This window comes from Maribacter sp. Asnod2-G09, assembly GCF_045063795.1.
In the GTDB taxonomy this organism is placed as follows: domain Bacteria; phylum Bacteroidota; class Bacteroidia; order Flavobacteriales; family Flavobacteriaceae; genus Maribacter.
Window position 1 is genome coordinate 901,238 of sequence record NZ_JBEFOA010000005.1, and the last position, 25,653, is coordinate 926,890.

Consider the following 25,653-nt stretch of genomic DNA (forward strand, 5'->3'; position numbering starts at 1 on the left):
AAATGAAAATGAAAAACTCTTTCCTGTTATTTCTAGCCAGTATTACTATTGTATCGGCACAAATTCAACCCACTTCTTCACAAAAAGTTGATGAATCTTTAGTTGCAAAAAAAGTGATGGAAACCAATTCTCTGGTTAAAAACATTCCATTAAAAAATATTGGTCCGTCTGTAATGAGTGGTCGTGTTGTTGATTTGGCGGTCAATGAAAATAACCCTACAGAATACTATGTAGCCTATGCCTCTGGCGGTTTATGGTATACCAATAACAACGGTAATACTTTTACCCCAGTGATGGATGAAACTCAAACACAAAATCTTGGTGACATTGCAGTTCACTGGCAAAGCGGAACTATTTGGGCAGGTACTGGCGAGAATAATTCATCGCGTTCATCGTATGCAGGTATCGGAATACTAAAATCTACCGATAAAGGTAAAACTTGGCAACATATGGGGTTATCAGATTCGCACCATATTGGGCGTATTGTCGTGAATCCGGATAATCCAAATGAAGTTACCGTTGGTGTAACAGGTCATTTATATTCGAACAACAAAGAACGTGGTATTTACAAAACTACTGATGGCGGTAAAACATGGAAAAATACCTTATTCATAAATGACAAAACAGGTATGATTGACGTTGCAGTTTCCCCTAATAATTATAACATTCAATATGCTGCGGCTTGGCAAAAAGACAGAAAAGCTTGGGATTTTATTGGTAACGGCGAAGGTTCTGGTATTTATAAGAGTACAGATGCAGGCAGTACTTGGACTAAAATTTCTACTCCCACAAGTGGTTTTCCTACTGGTGACGGAGTAGGCAGAATAGGTTTGGCAGTTTTTGATGATAATACCGTTTATGCTGTTCATGACAGTCAGTTTAGAAGAAACGCATCCAAAGAAAAAAAAGAGAAGCAAGTTGGTTTGACCAAAGATGATTTTAAATCACTCTCAAAAGAACAGTTCTTAGATCTTAACGATAAAGACCTAAATGAATTTTTAAAGACCAATAATTTTCATGAAAAATACAGAGCTGCCAACGTAAAACAAATGGTACGTAGCAATGCCGTACAACCAACAGACCTTGCTTTGTATTTAGAAGATGCAAATTCTATGTTATTTAATACCCCTGTTGTTGGGGCAGAAGTATATCGTAGTAATAATGGTGGTACCACATGGACAAAGCAAAATGAAGATTATATAGACGATTTGTTCTATAGCTATGGATATTATTTTGCACAAATAACCGTAGACCCAAATAATGTAGATGCCATCTATTTATCTGGCGTTCCTATTATTTCATCAAAAGATGGTGGCAAAACATACACTTCTATAAATGGCGATAATGTACACTCTGATCATCACGCAGTCTGGGTTAACCCGAATTTACCGGGTCATTTAATTAACGGAAATGATGGCGGAGTAAATACTAGTTATGATGACGGTAAAAATTGGTTTAAAAACAACTCACCAACCGTAGGTCAATTTTATGCTATTGCCGTAGATAATGAAAAGCCGTACAATGTTTATGGTGGTCTTCAAGATAATGGCGTTTGGATGGGTCCGAATAATGCCGAAGAAAACACAAAATGGCAACAAACAGGTCAATACCCTTGGAAATCCATAATGGGTGGAGATGGCATGCAAGTACAAGTAGATAATCGCAATGCTAATATCGTTTACACGGGATATCAATTTGGGAATTATTTCAGAATCGATTTAGAAAATGACCTTCGCAATTATATTCAGCCAAAGCATGAGTTAGGTGAGACTCCCTATCGTTTCAACTGGCAATCTCCTATCCTATTATCACCCCATAATCAAGATATTTTATACATGGGAAGCAATAAGCTGCATCGCTCTTTAAATAAAGGTGATACTTGGGAAACCATTTCGGGCGATCTAACCCAAGGCGATAAAAAAGGTAATGTAGCATTCGGAACCTTAGCGACCATATCAGAATCTCCATTCAAATTCGGATTGATGTATACCGGTAGTGATGACGGCTTAATTCAATGCACAGAAAATGGTGGTGGAAATTGGGAAGTTATTTCTAAAAACCTACCTCAAAACTTATGGGTAAGTCGCGTAGTTGCTTCTAAACATGAAAAAAATAGAGTGTATGCTACTTTAAATGGCTACCGATCAGATGATTTTACACCTTATATATATGTAAGTGAAGATAAAGGTGCTACTTGGAAAAACATTTCGGCAAACATTCCAACTTCTGCAGTAAATGTAATTATTGAAGATACCGAAAATGAGAAGGTGTTATTTGTAGGTACAGACAATGGTTTATATGTCAGCTTAAACGGTGGCACATCATGGGAATCTCTTCAAAACGGAATGCCCAATGTTGCGGTACATGATTTGGTAATTCAAAAAGAAGCCAAGCATTTGATAGTGGGTACGCACGGTAGAAGCATTTACAAGGCAGATATTTCAGCATTGCAAAATATGACAACTGAAGTACTGGAAAAAGCATTACATACTTATCCGCTAGAAAACATAAAGCATTCTAACCGTTGGGGGAATTCATGGAGCTCTTGGTCAAAGGCAAGTACACCTGGTTTAGATGTCACTTTCTATTCTGATAGAGATGATGTGTACCAAGCTAAGATTAAAACATCTGACGACATTGTAGTTAGTGAAACAGAAATTATAGCGAATAAAGGACTAAATATTCTGTCATACGACTTAGCTTTTTCAAAAATTGGAAAACTAAATTACCTTAAAAAGCACAAAACCGTATTGAAGCAAGCTGATAACGGAAGTACTTATTTACCTAAAGGATCATACGTTGTTGAAATTAAAGGAAACGGTACCAGTGAAAACATCACTTTCGAAATAGAGTAAAAAATGAAGATAGTAGATTGGAATACACTGCCAGATTTAGGAGTAAGCCATAATGCGGATATTAAAAAAAGAACATTAATCAACCGTGGCGAAATTCCGCAATTGATGATGTATGGCACTGCCGTTTTTAAACCTGGTCAACAAGTAGAATTACATCAACATGATACGATGTTCGAAGTATTTCATATACAAACCGGTAAAGCAATTTTTACTATCTCTGGCAAAGAGTACCAAGTAGGCGCAGGAAATTGCATAACCATAGAACCAGGTGAAATTCACGGCCAGCACAATCCTTTTGATACAGATGTTACTTGGACCTATTTCGGAATTGCAACAGATTAAGAAAAACCAATTATGGAATTAACTTTAGGGATACCAGCACTACTTTTTCCAGCTATTTCGTTGACTATGCTAGCCTATAATGCTCGTTATTTAGCCATTGCAGCCTTAATTCGACAATTACATCAAAAATATCAAGAAACGGCATCGCAGTCCGTTGGTTTACAGGTACAAAAATTAAGAAAGCGACTTACCATAATTAAGAATATGCAGGCAACTGCTATTGTAAGCTTCCTTTTGGCCGTAATTACCATGACCTTAATTTATGCGGAATTCACCTTTTGGGCTAATTTGGTATTTAGTATAAGTTTATTTGCACTTATGATTTCATTGGTGCTTTCATTGATCGAAGTTCAATTATCGACCAAAGCCTTAGAAATTCAGTTGAAGGATATGGAGAAATAATGGTTACTCATCAAGTAAAGAATCCTAACTAATAACCTTACCGTTCGTCGATGTTTTTATAAGCTATTAGGTTAATATCTAGTATCTTTACCGCCTGACATAAATAGGCATGAAAAGAGTTCGAGAACTCGAATTATTTAATCAAATCAGAGAGATAAGAGAGTTTGAATTTGGAGTGTTTTATTTCTTCAAAGGAGGTATTGTTATATCTGAAATGAATGAAGGTGCTAAATTCAAGTGGAAGAATGCAAAAAAAGCAGTCTACGCAGCACAAGAAATCTATGAAAAGGGTATTCCATTAATTTATATTGCCAATAGGGTGAATAAATATCGTGTATCACCTTTTGAATGGTTCAAGTTTCACAAAAATCGTTTTGACATGCAGTATATTGCTTCAGTCGGTGCATTAAAAAACAATATACTCAGCTCAATATTGAAACAATTGATTTTTCCAAAAAGAATTCAAACATTCACAGAATTAGACGAAGCTGTAACCTGGGCGCTACATATCTCAAAAAAAGCACATTAGCTAGTAGTACTCCAAATCGATTTTTGTTCAAGAATTCGCATTTTAAACGAACTAATTCGAGAAAATTCTTAAACACACGAAAAATACATTTTAAAATCAATCTAAATAGACATACTAAAACTGCTTAATTCTTGTTAATAACTAGCTTGTGATGTACATTCGCATATAAAATTAACGACTAATGAGCGGATTTTTTAAATCTTCGATTGGTAGAAAGTACGCAATGGCGCTTTCTGCTTTCTTTTTAATGTTTTTTCTACTTCAGCATTTTGCAATAAACATCTTATCGGTTATAAGTCCCGATGCGTTTAATGAAGCTTCGCATTTTATGGGTACTTTTTGGGCCGTACAATATGTTTTGCAGCCTGTTTTAATTTTCGGTGTTATTTATCACTTTGTGATGGGTTTCATTTTAGAAGCTAAAAACAGAAGTGCAAGAGTAAAAACATACGCAAAAAACAATGGTGCTGCCAATTCATCTTGGATGAGCCGTAATATGATTTACAGCGGATTAGCTATTTTGGCTTTCTTAGTACTTCACTTTATCGATTTCTGGATTCCAGAAATCAACACCAAATTTATTGATGGAGACATGACCGGTTTGCTACCGAACGGTGAAGGATTCAGATACTATGAGGAACTTGCTCATAAATTTGAAAATCCATTACGTGTTGGTGCATATGTAATTGCCTTCATTTTCTTATCGCTACACCTTATGCATGGTTTCAGTTCTGCATTTCAGTCTGCCGGTGCATCTAGCATGAGAAAAGAAAAACTACAATTGTTTGCTAAAGTGTACTCGATCGCAATTCCGTTAGGTTTTATTTTCATTGCACTTTTTCATCATTTTAATCATTAATACCTATTACTTATGTCTGTATTAGACTCAAAAGTACCTAAAGGTCCGTTGAAAACGAAGTGGACCGATTATAAGAACCATATAGATTTAGTTAACCCTGCTAACAAACGTAATATTGATGTAATCGTTGTTGGAACAGGATTGGCAGGTGGTTCTGCTGCTGCAACTTTAGCAGAATTAGGCTATAATGTAAAAACATTTTGCTACCAAGATTCTCCAAGAAGAGCTCACTCTATTGCTGCACAAGGTGGTATTAACGCTGCAAAGAACTATCAAGGTGATGGTGATTCAACTTACCGTTTATTTTACGATACCGTAAAAGGTGGTGATTATCGTTCTAGAGAAGCAAACGTATATAGATTAGCAGAAGTTTCTGCAAATATTATTGACCAATGTGTTGCCCAAGGTGTACCATTTGCACGTGATTATGGCGGACTTTTAGACAACCGTTCTTTCGGTGGTGTATTAGTTTCTCGTACTTTCTATGCTAAAGGACAAACTGGCCAACAATTATTGTTAGGTGCTTATTCGGCAATGAACAGACAAATTGCACGTGGTAAAATTACCCCGTTCAATCGTCATGAAATGTTAGATGTAGTAAAGGTTGATGGTAAAGCTCGTGGTATTATTGCTCGTGACTTAGTTACTGGTGAAATAGAACGCCACTCTGCACACGCAGTAGTTATTGCTTCTGGTGGATACGGAAATGTTTATTTCCTTTCAACAAATGCAATGGGTTCTAACGCTACAGCTGCTTGGAAAATACACAAAAAAGGAGCATTTTTCGCAAACCCTTGTTATACTCAAATTCACCCAACATGTATTCCTCGTTCAGGAGATTATCAGTCTAAACTTACGTTGATGTCTGAATCTTTACGTAATGATGGTCGTATTTGGGTTCCTAAAAACATGGATGATGTTATGGCAATTCGCGAAGGCAAGAAAAAGCCGACCGATTTGTCTGAAGATGAAAGAGATTATTACTTAGAAAGAAGATACCCTGCATTTGGTAACTTGGTTCCACGTGATGTTGCATCGAGAGCTGCAAAAGAACGTTGCGATGCCGGTTACGGCGTAAATGCAACTGGCGAAGCTGTGTATTTAGATTTTGCTTCTGCAATTCAACGTTACGGTGTTGAGCAAGCTAAAATCCATAACATTTCTGACGCTTCACCAGCAAAAATATATGAATTAGGTGCCGCTATCGTAAAAGCGAAATACGGCAACTTATTTCAAATGTATGAGAAGATCGTTGATCAAGATCCGTACAAAACCCCAATGATGATTTACCCAGCGGTACACTATACCATGGGCGGTGTTTGGGTTGATTATAACTTAATGACTACTGTAGAAGGACTTTACTGTATAGGAGAAGCAAACTTCTCTGATCACGGTGCAAACAGACTTGGTGCTTCTGCCTTAATGCAAGGTTTAGCAGATGGTTATTTCGTATTACCATATACTATTGGTGATTACCTATCTCACGAAATTCGTACAGGTAAAATAGCAACCGATACTCCAGAATTTGATGCTGCTGAAAAAGAAGTAACAGATAAAATTAATTTCTTTGTAAACAACAAAGGGTCTCACTCTGTAGATTATTACCATAAAAAATTAGGTAATATCATGTGGGAGAAATGTGGAATGTCTCGTAACGCTGAAGGCTTAAAAGAAGCAATGGCAGAAATTAAGGCTTTACGTGAAGATTTCTACAAGAACGTAAGTGTACCTGGTACTGCAACCGAACTAAATGCAGAATTGGAAAAAGCGGGTCGTGTAGCAGATTTCTTAGAACTGGGTGAGCTATTCGCCAAAGATGCTTTAGAAAGAGAAGAATCTTGCGGTGGTCACTTTAGAGAAGAGTCTGTTGAGATCGGTGGAGAACAAGCAGGTGAAGCAAAACGTAACGATGTTGATTTCGCGTTCGTTTCTGCATGGGAATATAAAGGAGAACCTGGTGATGCCGTTTTACATAAAGAGGAGCTAGAGTTCAACGAAATCGAATTAAAACAAAGAAGTTATAAATAAATAGTATTGAGCTATTACATATGATTTACTTCATAAAATAATACTCATTACTCAATACTTAAAATATGAATCTGACATTAAAAATTTGGAGACAATCAAATGCCCAAGATAAGGGTAAAATGGTCGATTATAAAGTGACAGAGATTTCTGAACATATGTCATTCTTAGAAATGATGGATGTTCTTAACGAACAGTTGATTAATAAAGGTGATGAGCCTGTAGCTTTTGACCACGATTGTAGAGAAGGTATTTGCGGTATGTGCTCTATGTTCATTAATGGAGAAGCACATGGTCCAGATAGAGGGGTAACCACATGTCAATTGCACATGCGTATGTTCAAAGATGGCGATACTATTACTATTGAGCCGTTCAGAGCAAAAGCATTTCCTGTAATTAAAGATTTAGTTGTTGACAGAAGTTCATTTGACCGCATACAACATGCTGGTGGGTACATTTCTGTAAACACTTCAGGTAACACTCAAGACGCTAATGGTATTCCAATATCTAAGCACGCTGCAGATGAGGCAATGGATGCCGCGACATGTATTGGTTGTGGTGCTTGTGTTGCAAGTTGTAAAAATGCTTCAGCAATGTTGTTTGTAGGTGCTAAAGTATCTCAATACGCATTATTACCACAAGGTCAAGTAGAGGCTGTAGATCGTGTTAAAAACATGGTAGCACAAATGGACCTTGAAGGTTTTGGTAACTGTACCAATACTGGAGCATGTGAAGTAGAATGCCCGAAAGGAATTTCTTTAGAAAACATCGCAAGAATGAACCGTGAGTTCTTAAGCGCTAACGTTAAAAGTTAGACTTAACAATCATAAAGTTTTAAAAAATCCCGACCGTAAAGGTTCGGGATTTTTTATTTTTAAGATATGTCAGAAGGCTATCCCAAAGAAAGAATTAAAGTACCTAGGTTCAATGAAGAATCTGGTTTCTACACTACCCCACAGCGCTCAAAAATAATGAGCAAAATAAAAGGGAAAAATACCAAGCCTGAACTTGCATTTAGAAAAGCATTATACGCTGCCGGATATCGCTATCGCATAGATTACAAAAAGCTGATCGGTAAACCTGACATTGCCTTGCCTAAATACAAAACGGTCATATTCATTGATGGGGAATATTGGCATGGCAAAAATTGGGAAGAACGTAAACCAAAGGTGAAAACCAATCGAGAATTCTGGATTGCCAAAATAGAACGAAATATACAGCGCGATGATGAAGTAAACAGAGAACTTAGTCATTTAGGATATACGGTATTCAGGTTTTGGGAATCTGAAATCAAAAAAAATATAGATGACTGCTTAGCAACTACCCTTGATCATTTAAATACCGTGCAAATGAGCACAAAATGAGTTTTATAAAGTTCATTTAATAAATGTTTAACCCTTGTAAACCCTTATTTAATATAGCCTTAACGGATATCAGCATGTATGATTAGTAACTTAGTGATTAACAAAATTATTAATCGTAAAAACTATATAATATGAAGAGAATAGCAATATTAGCTACAAATGGATTTGAAGAAAGTGAATTAAAATCTCCAAAAGAAGCCATGGAAAAAGAAGGCTTTAATGTGGAAATTGTAAGTTTAGAAAAAGGAGAAATAAAAGGTTGGGCAGATGGTAATTGGTCTAACAGCTATAAAGTAGACAAAACACTAAACGAAGTTAAAGCTGAAGATTACAATGCCTTGGTTTTACCAGGTGGGGTTATCAATCCAGATTTATTAAGAAGAGAAGAAACAGCATTGGACTTTGTACGCGACTTTTTTAAATTAAAGAAACCAGTAGCCGCAATTTGCCACGCTCCTTGGACACTGATTAGTGCCGGAGTGGTAAAAGGAAGAAAAATGACATCGTTTAATTCCATAAAAGATGATGTAATCAATGCAGGAGCCAATTGGGTAGACCAAGAGGTCGTAGTTGATGAAGGATTTGTAACCAGTAGAAATCCGAATGATTTACCAGCTTTTAATTCCAAATTAATTGAGGAAATAAAAGAAGGAAAACATGAAATGCAGCATGCATAATTCATTCTAATGGAATTGATAAGCCCAACCAATAGGTTGGGCTTTTTTTATGTCCGTATTTAAAATTCATACATTTACTATTATGGATTATACACCACTTACCAAAGCTTCTAAATTACCCGATATAAAAACTACCATTTTTACAACCGTTGGCAATCTTGCACGTAAACATAAGGCTATTGATCTATCTCAAGGTTTTCCAAATTTTCAGGCTGATAGCAAATTAAAGGCATTGGTAAGTGAGGCGATTAACATCGGTTATAATCAATATGCACCCATGCAAGGGTATTACGGACTTAGAGAGGTAATATCAGACAAAATCACAACACTACACAATTACGAGTATAATCCTGAAAGTGAAATAACGGTAACCGTTGGCGCCACACAAGCCATTTTTACGGCAATTACAGCATTTGTCAACAAAGGTGACGAGGTAATTGTTATAAAACCAGCATACGACTGTTATGAGCCTGCAATCGTCTTAAATGGAGGAATACTATTTTATGTTCAATTAGATGCTCCAGATTATAAGATAGATTGGACAGCCTTTCAAAATAAGATTACCGATAAAACCAAAATGGTCATCATAAATACGCCTCATAACCCCAGCGGAACAATTCTTACCAAATGGGATATGGAACAGTTAGAGAAGATATTAAAACCCACCAATATTATTCTTTTGAGCGACGAAGTTTACGAACATATCATTTTTGATGGACAAGTGCATGAAAGTGCTTCGCGATTTCCAGATTTAGCCAACAGGAGTTTTGTCTGCGCTTCTTTCGGAAAAACATTTCATGTAACCGGTTGGAAAATGGGCTATTGTGTAGCACCAGCTGAACTGATGGCTGAGTTTAGAAAGGTGCATCAATTTGCGGTGTTCTGCGTAGATCATCCGGTGCAACGGGCATTGGCTATCTATTTGAAAAATAGATCACACTATCTAGATTTGAACAATTTTTACCAACAAAAACGAGATTTCTTTCTTGAAGGAATAAAATCGTCCAAATTCAAGTTTAAACCATCCCAAGGCACTTATTTTCAATTATTAGATTATACCAATATTTCAAATGAAGAAGATGAAGTAATTGGAAAGCAATTAATCACCGAAAACGGCATAGCATCTATACCAATCTCATCTTTCAATGTTCATAATAGAAATGATCATATGTTGAGATTCTGCTTTGCTAAAAAACAGGAAACTTTAGAAAAAGCAGTAGAAATTCTATGCAAGCTCTAATACCTATTTACTAAAAAGCAGCATTTACCTTAGTCATAAATTCACCAATTTTACTAGGCTCTAACCAACGAGTTACCACGACTACATCATTCTCTTTATCTATTACGATAAAGTTACCGCCAAAACCTGCAGCATAGTAGATGTTTTCTGATAGACCTTCCCAATGTCTAGCGCCCTTTTTATTTAACCACCACATGTAGCCATAATTTGCATTAGGTGTTGAAGGGGTAGTAGCTTTTTTAATCCAATTTTCTGAAATCAATTGGTCATTCTTCCATTTACCATTATTCAAGAACAACATACCAAAACGAGCCATATCTTCTGCGCTAATGAATATTCCTGCCCCTGAATGTCCGCCGCCAGTAACCGACTTCATTTGAAGTCCGTCAATCTCTGTCCAAGCATCATCATAACCAAACCAACGCCATGAAGAAGATGCATCGATTTTATCCATAATTTTTTCTTTTAAAACCAAAGGCATTGGTTTACGCCATACATGTGTAAGTGAATATGCCAATACGTTTACACGCACATCATTATATTCCATAACAGTACCTGGTACTTTAGGTGTTGCCAACTTCCAATCATCAATACCGCCTTCACTTGGTGGTCGATCTGCCCAATCTTTTCCTCCCCAAAGTTCACCAGACCATGCGGAGTTTTGTTGCAATAAATGTTCCCAAGTAATTTTAGAATTATGTACACCGTCAAAAGTGCCGTCCCAGATGTAGTCACCTACCAAATTCTTAGTATCAGTAATTAGCTTTTCATCTTCGGCAAGACCTGCCATGGTACTCAAAAAACTCTTGGTAACACTGAAAGTCATATCAACTCTTTTGGTATCTCCCCATTGAGCGACTACATATCCATTTTTAAGAATCATGCCTGCAGGACCGCCACGTTTTTTAGTCGGCCCTAATATTTTATGAAACGGTTCTTTTTCAAAGCCTTTTACAATAGCAATACGCAAATCTTTGGAGCCTGAATACTCATTTGCCTCTGCAAAATCAACCGCTTCATTTAGTTTGGCATCTTTAATTTTAAAATCTTTTGGTGCTTTTATTTCCCAGTCTGCATTTCGTTCTGGAAAGTAATATTCTTGCCCCTGTAGATTTAAAAAACCAAGGAGGGCTACGAAGGTGATAAAATGTAATTTCATGAAAGTTAGTTTAAAACTACAAGGTACTTAAATTGAAACGCATTAACCAATCTGTTTGCTCATCTGAACCTATAAAATATGGATGAGTATCGAATTTTTGAAATCCGTGGTGTTCATAGAATTTTATGGCGCGTTTATTCTCTTGCCACACACCTAGCCATAACATTTTCTTGTTTCGTTTTTGAGCAATAGTTTTAATGTGATGTAGAAATTGTTCCCCTAAACCCAAACCTTGATGCTTAGCTAATACATAAATACGCTCCAACTCCATACTATCATCTTTCTTTAATTCTGACTGTGCATCATTCACATTTAACTTAAAGTAACCAACAACTTCATTATTAGCATAAACAAAGTAAAAATTGCTATTAGGGTTAAGTAGTTCTCCTTTAATCGTTTCTAATGCAAAGGCTTTTTTAATGTAGATTTCAAAATCTTTTGGGTCATTATCTTTAGCAAAGGCAGTAACAAAGGTTTGTTCTGAAATTGACCTCAATTGATCCAGTTCTTGAAGAGAACATAAAGTATAAGTAAGTACCATACCCCTAAAATAAAAAAAGGAGCAAATTACTTTGCTCCTAACCGGGGGAAATTTTATAAAATGGTTGATTTGATAACTTTTCTGTTTCTAGTACTGCATGTTTATAACATGCAATTGTTCGTGGGCATTTTTCAATTGCGAACTTTTATTGTTTTTCGGCAAATATTTTACCTTCTGTTCTCATAAGTATTGTTCCTTCATCTGTCTCTTGCATTTTTACAAAATCATCGGGGAAATCAGTACCTGGGTAGCTGACTATGTATTCGTCACCGTTTACACTCCAGCTAAAATCTGTTAGATAAACCACTTGTCCATCTTTGTAACCATGAAATCTACCTAGATAGACATCATTAAAGATCCATTCTTCATTATCAACAACCATTTTATTCGTATTGGTAGCGGTTTTCACCGTATGGTTCCAAATGCCAATAATAGGATCGTTATTTTCTTCAATTTTTGAACAAGAGGTAACAAGTACCAACAAGATTAGGCAACTAAATACATACTTCATTTTAGGTTAAGTTTTTCAAAGCGATTTGGGATTCACTTTTTATTACACTTCAAATATATGTAGTCTTTTTCTTACAATAAAGTATTTGTGGTAAAACTTCTTAAAATTGTGGTGAACCTAGACAAGTTAGTTCATCAACCTTAAAATTAAAAGTTTAATTATAGGTTATTAAAATTCTCGTCGTCTAAAAAAAGGCAAAAAAAAAGAGCGACTTATTAAGTCGCTCTTTTATAATTTCGTTAAAGTAATTTATAACATAAATAACTTTTTGGTAAGTCTTAGAAATCCACTAAAGAAGTCATTTCTATATACTTGAATTTTATGTTCGTTTGCTGTGTGATTAATTTGAGAGTTCATGACGGTTAAGCAATTAATAGGTTATGGGTTTCATTGAGGTCTAAAGATACATCTGTTGTTCTCAAATATGACAATAAATGTTGTGTACCGAATATAACCTGTTGTGAAAAATATGAAAAGCTTATTTCATCGATGATTTACCCAACCCTATTAAAAATTCATCTCTGCAACTTCTCCTCTAATTATTAGATTACCTTCAGTCGCAGCTTTGATGTCATCTACCGAAACACCAGGCGCTCTTTCTAACAGTAAAAAGCCATCGTCTATAACCTCGAGTACTGCCAAATTAGTTACTATCTTCTTAACACAACCTACCCCTGTTAAAGGAAGACTACACCTCTTTAATAGTTTAGATTCACCTGCCCTATTGGTATGCATCATCGCAACGATGATATTCTCTGCCGATGCTACAAGATCCATAGCACCACCCATACCTTTTACCATTTTACCAGGAATTTTCCAGTTGGCTATATCACCGTTCTCAGCAACCTCCATAGCGCCAAGTATGGTAAGGTCTACATGTTTACCTCTAATCATAGCAAAACTCATTGCAGAGTCAAAATAAGATGCGCCAGGTAGCGCGGTAATAGTTTGCTTACCGGCATTTATTAAATCTGCGTCTTCTTCCCCTTCAAAAGGAAATGGACCCATACCTAGAATTCCGTTTTCACTTTGAAACTCTACACTAATATCTTCACGAACATAATTAGCAACTAGGGTAGGAATACCAATACCTAAGTTTACATAATAACCGTCTTCCACTTCTTGTGCAATTCTCTTTGCAATTCCGTTTTTATCTAACATGCTCTTATTTTTGACGTACCGTTCTTTGTTCTATTCTTTTCTCGTAATCTTTTCCTTGAAAAATGCGTTGCACGAATATTCCCGGAATATGTATTTGGTTTGGATCTAGCTCTCCTTCAGGTACTAATTCTTCAACCTCAGCCACAGTAATTGTTGCTGCACCACACATACATGGATTAAAATTTCGCGCAGTCCCTTTAAATATTAAGTTACCGGCAGCGTCACCTTTCCAAGCTTTTACAAAAGCAAAATCTGCCTTAAATGCTTCTTCTAATATGTACATTTTCCCATCAAATTCACGCACCTCTTTTCCTTCTGCCACTTCTGTACCATAACCAGCCGGAGTGAAAAAAGCAGGAAATCCAGATTGTGCAGCTCTACATTTTTCAGCCAATGTACCTTGTGGTGTTAGCTCAACCTCTAACTCTCCACTTAACATCTGTCTTTCGAATTCATCGTTCTCGCCAACATAAGAAGATATCATTTTTTTAATTTGATGTTGCTGCAACAATAATCCTAAGCCAAAATCATCAACTCCCGCATTATTAGAAATACAAGTGATGTCTTTTACACCTAAATTGACCAATTCACTTATCGCATTTTCAGGTATACCACAAAGTCCGAATCCCCCTAACATAAAGGTCATTCCGTCTTTTACTCCTGCTAATGCATCGGTTACGTTTGCTACTGTTTTACGTATCATTCTTTATTAAATTATCTAGTCACTAAATTACCCATTTAAAATGGATTAAATAAAAAAAGGTCTTGGTTTACACCAAGACCTTTTCATTAATACGATAGTATATGATTAGAAATCTAAATCTTCTAGATCATCTTCAATATCATTATCTTCTTTAACATCGGCTGCAAACTCATCGCAATTAATTTGTATCGACATATTACTTGGCTTCTCAAAATCTTCTTTAGAAATACCTAGCTCTTCGTCTGCATAATTCTTGGTCATATACAATCCCCATATTGGCAGCGCCATTGAAGCACCTTGTCCGTATGTAATACTTTTAAAGTGAACAGCTCTTTCTTCACCACCTACCCAAACACCGGTAACTAAATTAGGAACCATACCCATAAACCAACCATCACTATTATTCTGTGTAGTACCTGTTTTACCCGCAATAGGGTTCGTTAATTTATAAGGGTAACCCGTAATAATTTCATCATACTCAGGTCTCCACTTATTATAACCTGTAGTACGTAATCGTGTACCTGAACCCCCTTGGGTAACACCTTTCATTAGATCTAAAATAGCATAAGAAACATCTTTACTCAAAACATCTTTAGTTTCAGGAACGTATTCATATAAAACGGTACCATCTTTATTTTCTATACGAGTTACCATTACAGGTTTTACATATACCCCTTGGTTGGCAAAAGCACCATAGGCGCCTACCATGTCATATACATTAACGTCTACAGTGCCCAGAGCAATTGAAGGAACTTCTGGTATATCTCCAGAAAGACCGAGGTTTCGTACCATACTAACAACAGATTTTGGACCAACCTCATCTATTAATTGTGCTGTAACTGTATTTACAGAATTAGCTAATGCCTTTTTCAACGTATAGCTATTACCTGAATATTTAAGGTTAGAATTTCTTGGACACCATGGTTCAACATTACCGTGCTTACCAGCTTCGATACAATACTGCGTATCTGGGCGAGTTTCACAAGGAGATAATCGTAATTGATCTATAGCCGCAGCATAGACGAAAGGCTTAAAAGTAGAACCTGCCTGTCTTGCGCCCTGTATAACATTATCATATTGAAAATGCTTGTAATTGATACCACCAACCCATGCTTTCACATGACCGGTTTGTGGCTCCATAGACATCATTGCCGTTCTTAAAAAGGCTTTATAATAGCGAATGGAATCTCTTGGAGTAAGAATAGTATCTTTTTCTTTAGTCGGACTCTTCCAATCGAAAACGGTCATTTCGGCTTTCTTATCAAAAGATTCACGAATCTCTTTTTCAGATTTACCAGCAGCTTTCATGATTTTCCAACGCTCAGAATTCTTCATGGCTCGCTCCATAATTTTCTTCGTTTCCTCTGGAGTAATATCTAAGAAAGGTGCTGTTTTATTCCTATCTGGTGTATTTTGATGAAAAAATTCCGCTTGTAACTTTGTCATATGCTCATTGACCGCCTCTTCTGCATTAGCTTGCATTTTAGAGTCAATAGTCGTGTAGATTTTTAGTCCGTCTAAATACAGATTATACTTGTCTGGTTCATCACCTATCGCAGGTTTTGGATTCTTATTAATCCAATCTTTCATAAAACGCTGTAGATACATTCTAAAGTAAGTAGCTAAACCTACACTATGCGTTTCTGGATTATAATTAATATCCATCTTCATAGCCTGTAAAGAATCTTTCTCTACTTCAGAGATATATTCATATTTAGCCATTTGAGCTAAAACAACATCTCTACGGTCTTTCACCATTTCTTCCCTACGCATAGGGTTGAATAGGGATGAATTTTTGAACATACCCACCAACATGGCAGACTCTTCAATTTTAAGGTCTTTAGGTTCTTTACCAAAATAAATACGTGCAGCAGAACGAATACCATCGGCATTATTACCAAAATCATAGATATTAAAATACATACTAATGATTTCTTCCTTGGTATAACTACGCTCTAATCTTATCGCTAAAACCCACTCTTTAATTTTTTGCTGAATTGTTTCTAACTTATTTCTAGAACGAACCCCTACAAAAAGTTGCCGTGCCAATTGTTGTGAAATGGTACTTGCTCCACCCTTACTTCCTAAATATGCGAAAGCCCTAACAGTACCTCTGGCATCAATACCAGAATGGTCTTTAAAACGAGCATCTTCAGTTGCAATCAAGGCATTGACCAAGTTATCTGGCAATTCTTCGAACTTTACATCGGTACGGTTATCATCTAAATAAAATTTACCCAACAAATTACCATCAGAAGAGATGATTTGAGAAGCTAAATTTGTCTGCGGATTTTCTAAATACTCGTAAGAGGGCAGTTCACCGAAAAGTCCCCAAGAAGCAGATAGGAAAATTAATGCCACAATAGCAATACCTGAGCCAAACAAAATCCAAAACCATAATATGAATTTCGAAAAACTATTCGTTGTTTTTTTCTTTACCTCTTTTGCCATTGTTTACGGGGTGCTTTTTGTTACTTCTATACCTACATCTGTAATACCTTCTAGACCTATAATTCCAGAAACATTACCATTTTTACGCATCGCCTGTGATACCTCTATAGTATATACGCCAGAAGATGAAAAAACGATGTTTTCTTTATACCATAATTTATTTTCCTTGATACTGCCACTGCCCTTACCAAGCCAAGTACCATCTGGCAAAGACATTGCATATTCTAAAGTGTCTTTAGTTACCTCGCCTTCTGGTGTTGTCAATGCTGCAATGATAAATAGATTGCTATATGGGAAAGTATTGTCATTACGAACGTTGATAAAGATATCATGCGGCGCAATTGTATCCATTTTAGAAAGTGAAAATTCTAGCACATTATCTTTGTTCCAAACACCGTCTTCTAGTGTTCGGTACTCAGTTTTGATAATATTACTGTCACAAGAAGCAAATAGCACAAGTGCTAAAAAACAACAAGATATACTACGCATCTTTCTTTTGATTTCTATTACGATTTCTGTTCTTGTTCTTATTTCGGTTGCGATTTTTGTTCTTATTCCTATTTTTATTATTGTTTCCGCCACCTTTTGGTCTATCGAAACGTGTAAGGCTATCTTGCCCTACTACATTTTCGAAAACAACTTTTTCTTCAACGGCAATTTCCATTGCGTACATCTCTAAACTAGCTACTTTCTCTTTCTTTTTATTCTTCTCTAAGATTTCGTTTACCTGATCTTTAGAAAGTACATGCCAATTAGCAGGATCATCTCTATATGAAAACCACAGCATTTCTTTAAAAATATCAGTTTTCTGACAGAAAGCGAGTCCTTTTTCAGTGAATAATTTTGTGTCTTGAGCAGGAAAATCTTTAAGAGCATCAACATAGACATCTAGCTCATAATTTAAACAACACTTTAGTTTACCACATTGACCAGCAAGCTTTTGCGGATTCAATGATAGTTGTTGGTAACGTGCTGCAGAAGTACTTACAGACCTAAAATCTGTTAACCATGTTGAACAACACAACTCTCTACCACAAGAGCCAATACCACCAAGCCTTTGTGCTTCTTGACGATACCCAATTTGACGCATTTCGATACGAATACCGAACGCCTTTGCCATATCTTTTATCAACTGACGAAAATCTACACGTTCATCTGCCGTATAATAAAAAGTAGCTTTAGAGCCATCGCCTTGAAACTCAACATCAGAAATCTTCATTTGAAGTTTTAAGATAATGGCGATTTCACGCGCTCTTTTCTTAATTTCTTCTTCTCGATCTCTACATTTTTGCCAAATATCTATGTCTTTCTGACTAGCTTTTCTGTAAACTTTCGGAGCTTCTTCATCAGTAAAAGACACCTTCTTTCGCTTCATTTGCACACGTACAAGCTCACCTGTTAAGGTAACCATACCAATGTCATGACCTGATTGTGCTTGTGTGGCAACTATATCGCCTATGGAAAGTGAAAGATTTTCTGTGTTCTGAAAAAACTCTTTTCTACTATTTTTAAATCGTACTTCAACAAAATCGAATGGTCGTTCCCCATTAGGGAGCGACATATTTGAAAGCCAGTCAAAGACTGTCAGTTTATTGCAACCATCTGTACCGCAAGTACCGTTATTCTTGCATCCCTTTGGTTGTCCATCCTTACCGGTAGAACAACTACTACAACTCATATTATATATATTGGTTTGGTCGAATCTTATAAAATTCACCAAAAAAGGTTCATAAAAAACTTATAGGTAAAGATACAGTTTTTTTAATGTGAAATAAAAGTGAAATTAGCGGTGAAGGTTTTAAATAGCGACTTTACCAATAACCTAAGACCATTTCAAAAACATAAAAAGGCAACGAAAAACGCTGCCTTTTTATACTATATTGTATAGTTTAATGACTTAAACCTTATTAAATCATAAAGCCTACTTTTTAAACTTCAGCACTTCTGATCGGCCTTTTTTAAATATCTTATTGCTTACAACCTTACCTTTTCTCAACGCTTTTTGTTCTTCAAAAGGTAATTCATGTACTTCTTTACAAGTGTCTGAACAGCAATTATTCATTTTTTCAGCACAAGATGGGCATTGAATAAATAATAAATGGCAAGCTTCATTGGCACAATTTACATGCTCATCGCAAGGCTCGCCACATTGATGGCAATTAGCAATAACGTCATCACTAATACGCTCTCCCCTTCTGTGATCAAAAACGAAATTTTTACCCTTGAATTTATTTTCAAGATTGTTCTTCTCTACTTGTCGCGTGTATTCAATGATTCCGCCTTCTAACTGATATACTTGTTCAAAACCTTTGTGTTTGTAATAAGCACTAGCTTTTTCGCAACGAATTCCGCCAGTACAGTACATCACCAGTTTCTTATCCTTTTTATGATCTGCTAAATCTCGTTCTATAATATCAAGTGAATCTCTAAACGTATCTACATCTGGTGTAACGGCATTTTTAAAATGGCCTATTTCACTTTCGTAGTGATTACGCATATCTACGAGAACCGTATCAGGATCTTCAATAAGTTCATTGAATTTTTCAGCACCAACGTGAATACCCTTATTAGTAACATCAAAAGAATTGTCTTCTAACCCGTCAGCTACAATCTTCTTGCGCACTTTCACTTTCAATTTTAAAAACGAAAGGTTGTCTTGCTCTATGGCAATATTAAGTCGAACATTCTCTAGAAAAGAAATACTATCTAAATGCTCTTTAAAAACATTGAAATTTTCCGCTGGAACAGAAAGTTGGGCATTTATACCCTCATGAGCGACATAAATTCGCCCAAGAACATCCATATCGTTCCAGTTGATAAAAAGGTGGTTTCTAAAAATGTTGGTGTTACCAATGTGTGCATAGGTATAGAAAGAGATAGTAAGGCGTTCCTTACCCGCTTCTTCAATTAAAGCTGCTCTTTCTATTGCACTTAACGTATTGTACAGTTGCATGCTATACTAATATTTTAAGTCTGCCAATTGGCAGAAGGTTTATAGAAAAATTTTGAATGACAAAAATAGCTATAATATTGAAAAATGCACCTATTTTATTGCCGCTAACCACATTAGTTCATAAAAAAAGAGCCTTGTTTATAACAAGACTCTTTATCGACTATTCCATTTTTTTCTTTTTCATAGCCTTCTTAAAGAATAGAAAAAGGATATAGCCACCTATAATCGCCGACACTAAAAACAGCGATTTATAACCAATGAAGTAACTTCTATTTTATAAAAGATAGTAATTGCTTAAAATGGTTGCGTTATCGATTCAATATTATTCAAATCAAAAAAGATTTGGTAATTTAGCTTTCCAAAAAAATAGAAAATGAGTTCTGAAAAAGAAGCAAAATTAAAAGCATTAAAGTTGACCCTTGACAAAATGGATAAGACCTACGGTAAGGGCGCTGTAATGAAAATGGGCGATAGTGTTGTTGCAGATGTTGAAGTGATACCTTCTGGCTCATTAGGTTTAGATATTGCCTTAGGCGTAGGGGGTTACCCAAGAGGTCGTGTAATTGAAATTTACGGACCAGAATCTTCAGGTAAAACAACCTTGACTTTACATGCGATAGCAGAAGCGCAGAAAAATGGCGGTATTGCAGCATTTATTGATGCAGAGCATGCTTTTGACCGTTTTTACGCTCAAAAACTAGGTGTAGATATAGACAACTTAATTATTTCTCAACCAGATAACGGTGAGCAAGGTTTAGAGATTGCAGATAACTTAATTCGTTCTGGAGCAATCGATATAGTAGTAATAGATTCAGTTGCGGCATTGACACCTAAAAGTGAAATTGAAGGAGAAATGGGAGATTCTAAAATGGGTCTTCACGCTCGTTTAATGTCTCAAGCACTTAGAAAATTAACCGGTTCTATCAGCAAAACAAACTGTACCGTTATATTCATTAACCAATTACGTGAAAAAATTGGTGTAATGTTCGGTAACCCAGAAACTACTACTGGTGGTAATGCACTTAAATTTTACGCATCTGTTCGTTTAGACATTAGAAGATCTACACAAATAAAAGATACAGATGGTAATGTTCAAGGTAACAAGACCAGAGTTAAGGTTGTTAAGAATAAAGTAGCACCACCTTTCCGTACCACTGAATTTGATATTATGTATGGCGAAGGTATTTCTAAAGTTGGTGAGGTTATCGACTTAGGTGTTGAATATGAAATAGTAAAAAAGAGTGGATCATGGTTTAGCTATGGTGATACAAAATTAGGTCAAGGTCGTGATGCGGTTAAAAACCTACTTTTAGATAACCCTGAATTATTTGAAGAATTAGATGGCAAAATTAGAGAAGCCATTGCTGCTTTAAATGCTTAAATTTAGTTTTATTTAATTAAACATAAATGAGTTAACGCAACCATTGCACTTCATTCTCATCTTAAAACAAAACAGTTATATGATGAGAAATAAGTTGATGCTGTTGACCTTGGTCATAGCATTTATATGCAATGGTTGTTCTATTGATGATGATGACGCCAATTTCCATTTTACAGCATTGGAGATTGTCGATGCAGAAGTGCCAGAATCTTTTATTCTTAATGAGACTTATAAGATTTCTGTAAATTATTTAAAACCTGATAGTTGTACAAACTATGAAGGTTTTGACGTTGTTAAAGATTCCCTGACCATAAGAAGTGTTGTTGCCATTGGCGCAGTAAGAACTGATATTGATGATTGTATGGAAGAATTAATTCAAGAAACGGCGTCTTTCAACTTCCAGGTAATTTATACCGAACCCTATACATTTAAATTTTACAAAGGCGATAATAGTGACGGAGAGGCAGAATATATGGAAATTGTCGTTCCAGTAAACAACCCTTAAAACAACCAACCATTTGTGAGTCTAGAAGAACTCATACATAATTGCAAAAAAGGAGACCGTAAAGCACAGGAGCTGTTATATAGAGCCTATGCCACAATTCTCTATGGTATATGCCTAAAATATTCCAAATCTAAATCGCAGGCAGAAGACACCCTACATGATAGTTTTATGACGATTTATGATAAAATAGGTCAGTTTAAAAATAAAGGTTCTTTTGAAGGTTGGATGAAAAGAATTACCGTAAATACTGCGCTACAAAAATATAGAAAGCAAGAATACCTTAATGTAGTTACAGATAATACCGAAGAAGAAGTTACGGTAGATAATGTTTATGATGACATCAGTTTGCAAACGTTGCTAAGCTACATTCAAGAATTACCTAATAAATACCGCGCTACATTCAATTTATATGTAATGGATGGCTACACGCATAAAGAAATTAGTGTATTGTTAGGCACCACAATTGGCACCTCAAAATCTAATCTTGCTAGGGCACGCGCATTATTAAAAGAAAAAATAGAAACTAAGATCACGCAATCCATTGTAAGTATCTTAATTATAATATCAACACACTTTTTATAATCTTGGTGATTATAGATAGAAACAGTACTAGATGCAGAAGAAGAATATAGACGAACTTTTCCGAGATAAGCTGTCGGACTTCAAGCAAACACCAGACAATAAAGTTTGGCGTGCGATTGATGCGTCATTGAACAAAAAGAAGAAGAAAAGGATCATACCTTTATGGTGGTCATTTGGGGGTATTGCTGCTGCTATAATGATTGGTTTATTAGTATTTAATCCGTTTACAGAAAAACACACTAGCAATGAAATTCTGGTGGACACCGATAATGAATCAAAAACCATTCTTGATATTCAACCGGATACTCAAAATGAAATTTTTATTGATTCCATAGATACTACTACCAATGCTGTAGTCGAACAAAATATAGTTAGTGACAGCGAAGCGAACAGTGCTAAAAACAAGGCACTGAACAATCAGCAAGAATCTAATAAGATTTCTGCTCAAAAGACTAAAAACAGTTATAACAGGAATATTGAACCTAAGAAAGATGCTATTGCTGAAAACAATAAAAACGTTTCAGAAAATAGCAATTCTACGAATGAGACCTTAGTTACACAAAATAGACTGACAAAAGGTGTTGGCTCTAGTGATTCAAAAAACACATCTATCAGCAATCAGAACACCGAAGAAGCAATTGCTACCACAAACAAAGATTCTGATGCTCATTTAGATTATAATCTTTCAAAATCAGAAAGCACGGTAGCTGAAAATAGCACTATTGAAGAAGTTACCGAAGAACTTGAATCGAACAAGAAATCTATTTTTGATGAGATTGAAGATCAAGAAGAACTAAAAAAGAAAAAGCTAGCGAGCAACAGATGGTCTGCAGGCCCCAATGTTGCACCCGTATATTTTAATGCCATTGGCGAAGGCTCTCCGGTAAATTCAATTTTTAGTCCTAATGCAAAATCAGGAAATGTAAATATGAGCTACGGAGTTTCGGTAGCATATTCAGTCACGAAAAAATTGACAATACGTTCCGGGATCAATAAAGTAGACTACGGTTATGATACTGAAGATGTTGCTTTTTCATCTTCATCAAGCTTAGGTTCTAATAATGGTCAATTAACGAATATTGATTATGCTGAAACCTCTAGTACTTTAAAGATTTCTAGCAATAGGGTTGCTTCAGAAAAATTCAACACTACGAATTCTACCCAAGACATCACTGCAAAAAGTCCGACTAGAGAAGGCTATATGTCACAACAATTCGGCTATCTTGAATTACCAGTTGAATTAAATTATGCGCTTATAGATAAGAAATTTGGCATTAACCTTATTGGTGGTGTTAGCTCTTTATTTTTAATTGACAATGCAGTATCATTGACTTCTGGTGAACTAACTACTGAAATAGGAGAGGCTAATAATATAAACGACCTAAATTTTAGCGCCAATATGGGTCTTGGTCTCAATTACAATTTTTCTCCAAAGGTGCGATTTAATGTAGAACCGATTTTTAAATATCAATTAAACACCTTTTCTGAAGTAAACGGCACTTTTAGACCATATTCAGTTGGGGTATATAGCGGACTTACTTTTCAGTTTTAAAAGAAGCGCATTTATTGGGCTAACTATTTTTAGTTAAATCATTAAGTATCGTTTCCCTAACGCTTGTTCTTAGCTCTGCAGTATCTTCTGGGCGAATGGAATGTGTTTCAACAAATGAATGCACTTTAGCCCTACACTTACCAGGACCACCGCTTAAGAATGTAAAAGAGAATCTTTTCTTGTTATCATAAAAGGTCATAGGTACGACTGGTATTTTATGGGCTATGGCCATTTTAAAAGCACCATCCTTAAATTTATCTAACAATATATGTTCTTCGGGCACACCACCTTCAGGAAAAATACAAATACTTAACCCCTGTTGCAACCTTCTTTGCGCCCTTCTATACACAGCAGTTCTACTTTGTGTATTATCTCTATCTACCATTATACATACCCGTTTATAGAAGAATCCGAATAAAGGAATTTTAACTAACTCCTTCTTGCCAACAAATACAAAGGGGTTTCTACTTACTACAAGCATCAACATAATGTCAAGCATACTCGTGTGGTTCGCCACCAACATATAACTCTTTCTTTTCACTAAACGCTGCTCATATTTCACTTTTGGAAAGCAAAACATACCATACAGTATAAATCTAGCCCATAGGTTTCTGGCCATCCAAAAAAATTGCGGATACCATGCTTCTCTTGAGGCAAAAAGGACAAGGAAAGGAAAAAAGAGTAAAATAGGAATGGCTACTAAAATATAAAACCAAATGCGGTATATCGTTTGACCGGCTTGTTTAAGCAATTTAAGCATAAATCAAAAGTAGTAATTTAGGATAGTTTTTTCCTATTTGTTTTACCTTTGCTTTTATACAAATTAAGATAATGGCAAGAATTTTAACAGGTATTCAAAGTACAGGAACACCACATTTAGGAAATATTCTAGGCGCGATCAAGCCTGCAATAGATATGGCAAATGATCCTTCTAACGAATCTTTCCTATTTATTGCAGACATGCATTCATTGACACAGATCAAAAATGGTGCAGAATTACGTCATAACACCTATGCTGTTGCTGCAACTTGGCTTGCCTTTGGCCTGGATTTTGAAAATACCGTTTTTTATAGACAGAGCGATGTACCACAAACTACAGAGCTATCTTGGTACCTAAGCTGTTTTTTTCCGTATCAGCGTTTAACACTTGCTCATTCTTTTAAAGATAAGGCAGATAGGTTGGATGATGTAAATGCCGGACTCTTCACTTACCCTATGTTAATGGCTGCAGACATTCTATTATATGATGCAGATATTGTACCTGTTGGTAAAGACCAAATGCAACATATAGAAATGACCAGAGATGTCGCTTCTCGTTTTCATGCACAATTAGGTGAAACTTTTGTTATACCTGACGGAAAGGTGCAAGAAGAAACTATGTACATACCAGGTACCGATGGTGCAAAAATGAGTAAGAGCAAGGGTAATTTAATTAGTCTTTTTCAGACGGATAAAAAATTACGTAAACAAATAATGGGAATACAAACAGATAGTACACCAATGGAAGATCCGAAAGATCCTACGAACGATAATATATTCGGGCTATACAAACTACTAGCTAGCCAGCCTCAAATTGAAGAAATGAGCGCCAACTACCTAGCCGGAAATTATGGCTACGGTCATGCAAAACAAGCACTTTACGAAGTGATTGTAAATAAGTTTGAAGAACCTCGTGAGAAGTTTGAATACTACATGAACCACCTAAATGAAATTGACGACGCACTTGCATTGGGAGCAGAAAAAGCAAGAAAAGTAGCTGATGGCGTATTAGAAAGAGTTCGTGAAAAGTTGGGATATTAATTAATAATCCAGAAAACTACAAATATTAAAAACCGACCAATAGGTCGGTTTTTTGTTTCAA

Annotated in this window: 25 protein-coding genes; 15 read left to right on the forward strand and 10 right to left on the reverse strand. The window is 35.9% G+C overall.

Annotated elements, in window-relative coordinates:
• Positions 1–8 precede the first annotated feature (8 nt).
• The 10 genes from ACJJVT_RS15900 to ACJJVT_RS15945 all read left to right on the forward strand — a co-directional run bounded on the left by ACJJVT_RS15900 (position 9) and on the right by ACJJVT_RS15945 (position 10,293).
• Complete coding sequence (locus ACJJVT_RS15900; RefSeq protein WP_405400009.1) at positions 9–2,855, forward strand: WD40/YVTN/BNR-like repeat-containing protein; 2,847 nt, start codon at positions 9–11, stop codon at positions 2,853–2,855.
• 3 nt (positions 2,856–2,858) lie between these two features.
• Positions 2,859–3,197: a cupin domain-containing protein gene (locus tag ACJJVT_RS15905; protein WP_405400010.1), complete on the forward strand. Its 339-nt coding sequence runs from the start codon at positions 2,859–2,861 to the stop codon at positions 3,195–3,197.
• 12 nt (positions 3,198–3,209) lie between these two features.
• Positions 3,210–3,599, forward strand: coding sequence for a DUF2721 domain-containing protein (locus tag ACJJVT_RS15910; RefSeq protein WP_324024653.1), 390 nt, complete (start codon positions 3,210–3,212; stop codon positions 3,597–3,599).
• A gap of 109 nt (positions 3,600–3,708) precedes the next feature.
• On the forward strand, positions 3,709–4,128 hold the full coding sequence (locus ACJJVT_RS15915) for a hypothetical protein (protein WP_405400012.1): 420 nt from the start codon (positions 3,709–3,711) through the stop codon (positions 4,126–4,128).
• Positions 4,129–4,309: 181 nt separating this feature from the next.
• Positions 4,310–4,987, forward strand: a complete 678-nt coding sequence (locus tag ACJJVT_RS15920; protein ID WP_282074883.1) for a succinate dehydrogenase cytochrome b subunit — start codon at positions 4,310–4,312, stop codon at positions 4,985–4,987.
• Between the two features lie 12 nt (positions 4,988–4,999).
• On the forward strand, positions 5,000–7,015 hold the full coding sequence (locus tag ACJJVT_RS15925; protein ID WP_405400013.1) for a fumarate reductase/succinate dehydrogenase flavoprotein subunit: 2,016 nt from the start codon (positions 5,000–5,002) through the stop codon (positions 7,013–7,015).
• A 65-nt stretch (positions 7,016–7,080) separates the two neighbouring features.
• Positions 7,081–7,827: a succinate dehydrogenase/fumarate reductase iron-sulfur subunit gene (locus ACJJVT_RS15930; RefSeq protein ID WP_324024657.1), complete on the forward strand. Its 747-nt coding sequence runs from the start codon at positions 7,081–7,083 to the stop codon at positions 7,825–7,827.
• Between the two features lie 66 nt (positions 7,828–7,893).
• Positions 7,894–8,376, forward strand: a complete 483-nt coding sequence (locus ACJJVT_RS15935; protein ID WP_405400015.1) for a very short patch repair endonuclease — start codon at positions 7,894–7,896, stop codon at positions 8,374–8,376.
• A 131-nt stretch (positions 8,377–8,507) separates the two neighbouring features.
• Positions 8,508–9,053 carry a type 1 glutamine amidotransferase domain-containing protein gene (locus ACJJVT_RS15940; protein ID WP_405400016.1) on the forward strand — a complete coding sequence of 182 codons (546 nt, stop codon included), beginning with the start codon at positions 8,508–8,510 and terminating at the stop codon, positions 9,051–9,053.
• Between the two features lie 82 nt (positions 9,054–9,135).
• Entirely contained in the window at positions 9,136–10,293 is a 1,158-nt protein-coding gene (locus ACJJVT_RS15945; protein ID WP_405400017.1) for a methionine aminotransferase, read from the forward strand.
• 10 nt (positions 10,294–10,303) lie between these two features.
• Here the strand turns inward: ACJJVT_RS15945 and ACJJVT_RS15950 are convergent, their stop codons facing one another.
• The 9 genes from ACJJVT_RS15950 to ACJJVT_RS15990 form a co-directional block, all read right to left on the reverse strand.
• The gene (locus tag ACJJVT_RS15950) at positions 10,304–11,452 is read right to left on the reverse strand and encodes a serine hydrolase domain-containing protein (protein WP_405400018.1); all 1,149 of its coding nucleotides are present in this window, start codon (positions 11,450–11,452) and stop codon (positions 10,304–10,306) included.
• 16 nt (positions 11,453–11,468) lie between these two features.
• A complete protein-coding gene (locus ACJJVT_RS15955) occupies positions 11,469–11,948 on the reverse strand; it encodes a GNAT family N-acetyltransferase (RefSeq protein WP_405400020.1) in 480 nt (159 codons plus the stop codon).
• A gap of 190 nt (positions 11,949–12,138) precedes the next feature.
• Positions 12,139–12,504, reverse strand: a complete 366-nt coding sequence (locus ACJJVT_RS15960; RefSeq protein WP_405400022.1) for a hypothetical protein — start codon at positions 12,502–12,504, stop codon at positions 12,139–12,141.
• A 507-nt stretch (positions 12,505–13,011) separates the two neighbouring features.
• A complete protein-coding gene (locus ACJJVT_RS15965) occupies positions 13,012–13,665 on the reverse strand; it encodes a CoA transferase subunit B (protein WP_405400024.1) in 654 nt (217 codons plus the stop codon).
• A gap of 4 nt (positions 13,666–13,669) precedes the next feature.
• Complete coding sequence (locus ACJJVT_RS15970; RefSeq protein WP_405400025.1) at positions 13,670–14,368, reverse strand: CoA transferase subunit A; 699 nt, start codon at positions 14,366–14,368, stop codon at positions 13,670–13,672.
• A 105-nt stretch (positions 14,369–14,473) separates the two neighbouring features.
• Positions 14,474–16,819: a transglycosylase domain-containing protein gene (locus ACJJVT_RS15975; RefSeq protein WP_405400026.1), complete on the reverse strand. Its 2,346-nt coding sequence runs from the start codon at positions 16,817–16,819 to the stop codon at positions 14,474–14,476.
• 3 nt (positions 16,820–16,822) lie between these two features.
• Positions 16,823–17,308, reverse strand: a complete 486-nt coding sequence (locus tag ACJJVT_RS15980; protein WP_405400027.1) for a gliding motility lipoprotein GldH — start codon at positions 17,306–17,308, stop codon at positions 16,823–16,825.
• Positions 17,301–18,497: a stage 0 sporulation family protein gene (locus tag ACJJVT_RS15985; protein ID WP_405400028.1), complete on the reverse strand. Its 1,197-nt coding sequence runs from the start codon at positions 18,495–18,497 to the stop codon at positions 17,301–17,303. Before ACJJVT_RS15985 ends, ACJJVT_RS15980 begins: the two co-directional genes overlap by 8 nt.
• Positions 18,498–18,740: 243 nt before the next feature.
• The gene (locus ACJJVT_RS15990) at positions 18,741–19,772 is read right to left on the reverse strand and encodes a rhodanese-related sulfurtransferase (protein ID WP_405400029.1); all 1,032 of its coding nucleotides are present in this window, start codon (positions 19,770–19,772) and stop codon (positions 18,741–18,743) included.
• Positions 19,773–20,145: 373 nt separating this feature from the next.
• Between ACJJVT_RS15990 and recA the strand changes: the two genes are divergently transcribed.
• From recA to ACJJVT_RS16010, 4 genes are all read left to right on the forward strand, one after another.
• Complete coding sequence (gene recA / locus ACJJVT_RS15995; protein WP_027065412.1) at positions 20,146–21,153, forward strand: recombinase RecA; 1,008 nt, start codon at positions 20,146–20,148, stop codon at positions 21,151–21,153.
• 79 nt (positions 21,154–21,232) lie between these two features.
• Positions 21,233–21,658 carry a hypothetical protein gene (locus ACJJVT_RS16000; RefSeq protein WP_405400031.1) on the forward strand — a complete coding sequence of 142 codons (426 nt, stop codon included), beginning with the start codon at positions 21,233–21,235 and terminating at the stop codon, positions 21,656–21,658.
• A gap of 15 nt (positions 21,659–21,673) precedes the next feature.
• Positions 21,674–22,240, forward strand: coding sequence for an RNA polymerase sigma factor (locus ACJJVT_RS16005; RefSeq protein ID WP_405400032.1), 567 nt, complete (start codon positions 21,674–21,676; stop codon positions 22,238–22,240).
• A gap of 31 nt (positions 22,241–22,271) precedes the next feature.
• Positions 22,272–23,792: a hypothetical protein gene (locus tag ACJJVT_RS16010; protein WP_405400033.1), complete on the forward strand. Its 1,521-nt coding sequence runs from the start codon at positions 22,272–22,274 to the stop codon at positions 23,790–23,792.
• 19 nt (positions 23,793–23,811) lie between these two features.
• Here the strand turns inward: ACJJVT_RS16010 and ACJJVT_RS16015 are convergent, their stop codons facing one another.
• Positions 23,812–24,552 carry a lysophospholipid acyltransferase family protein gene (locus tag ACJJVT_RS16015; protein ID WP_405400034.1) on the reverse strand — a complete coding sequence of 247 codons (741 nt, stop codon included), beginning with the start codon at positions 24,550–24,552 and terminating at the stop codon, positions 23,812–23,814.
• Positions 24,553–24,623: 71 nt separating this feature from the next.
• Here ACJJVT_RS16015 and trpS point away from each other — a divergent pair, with 71 nt between their 5' ends.
• On the forward strand, positions 24,624–25,592 hold the full coding sequence (gene trpS / locus ACJJVT_RS16020; protein WP_405400035.1) for a tryptophan--tRNA ligase: 969 nt from the start codon (positions 24,624–24,626) through the stop codon (positions 25,590–25,592).
• Positions 25,593–25,653: the final 61 nt, after the last annotated feature.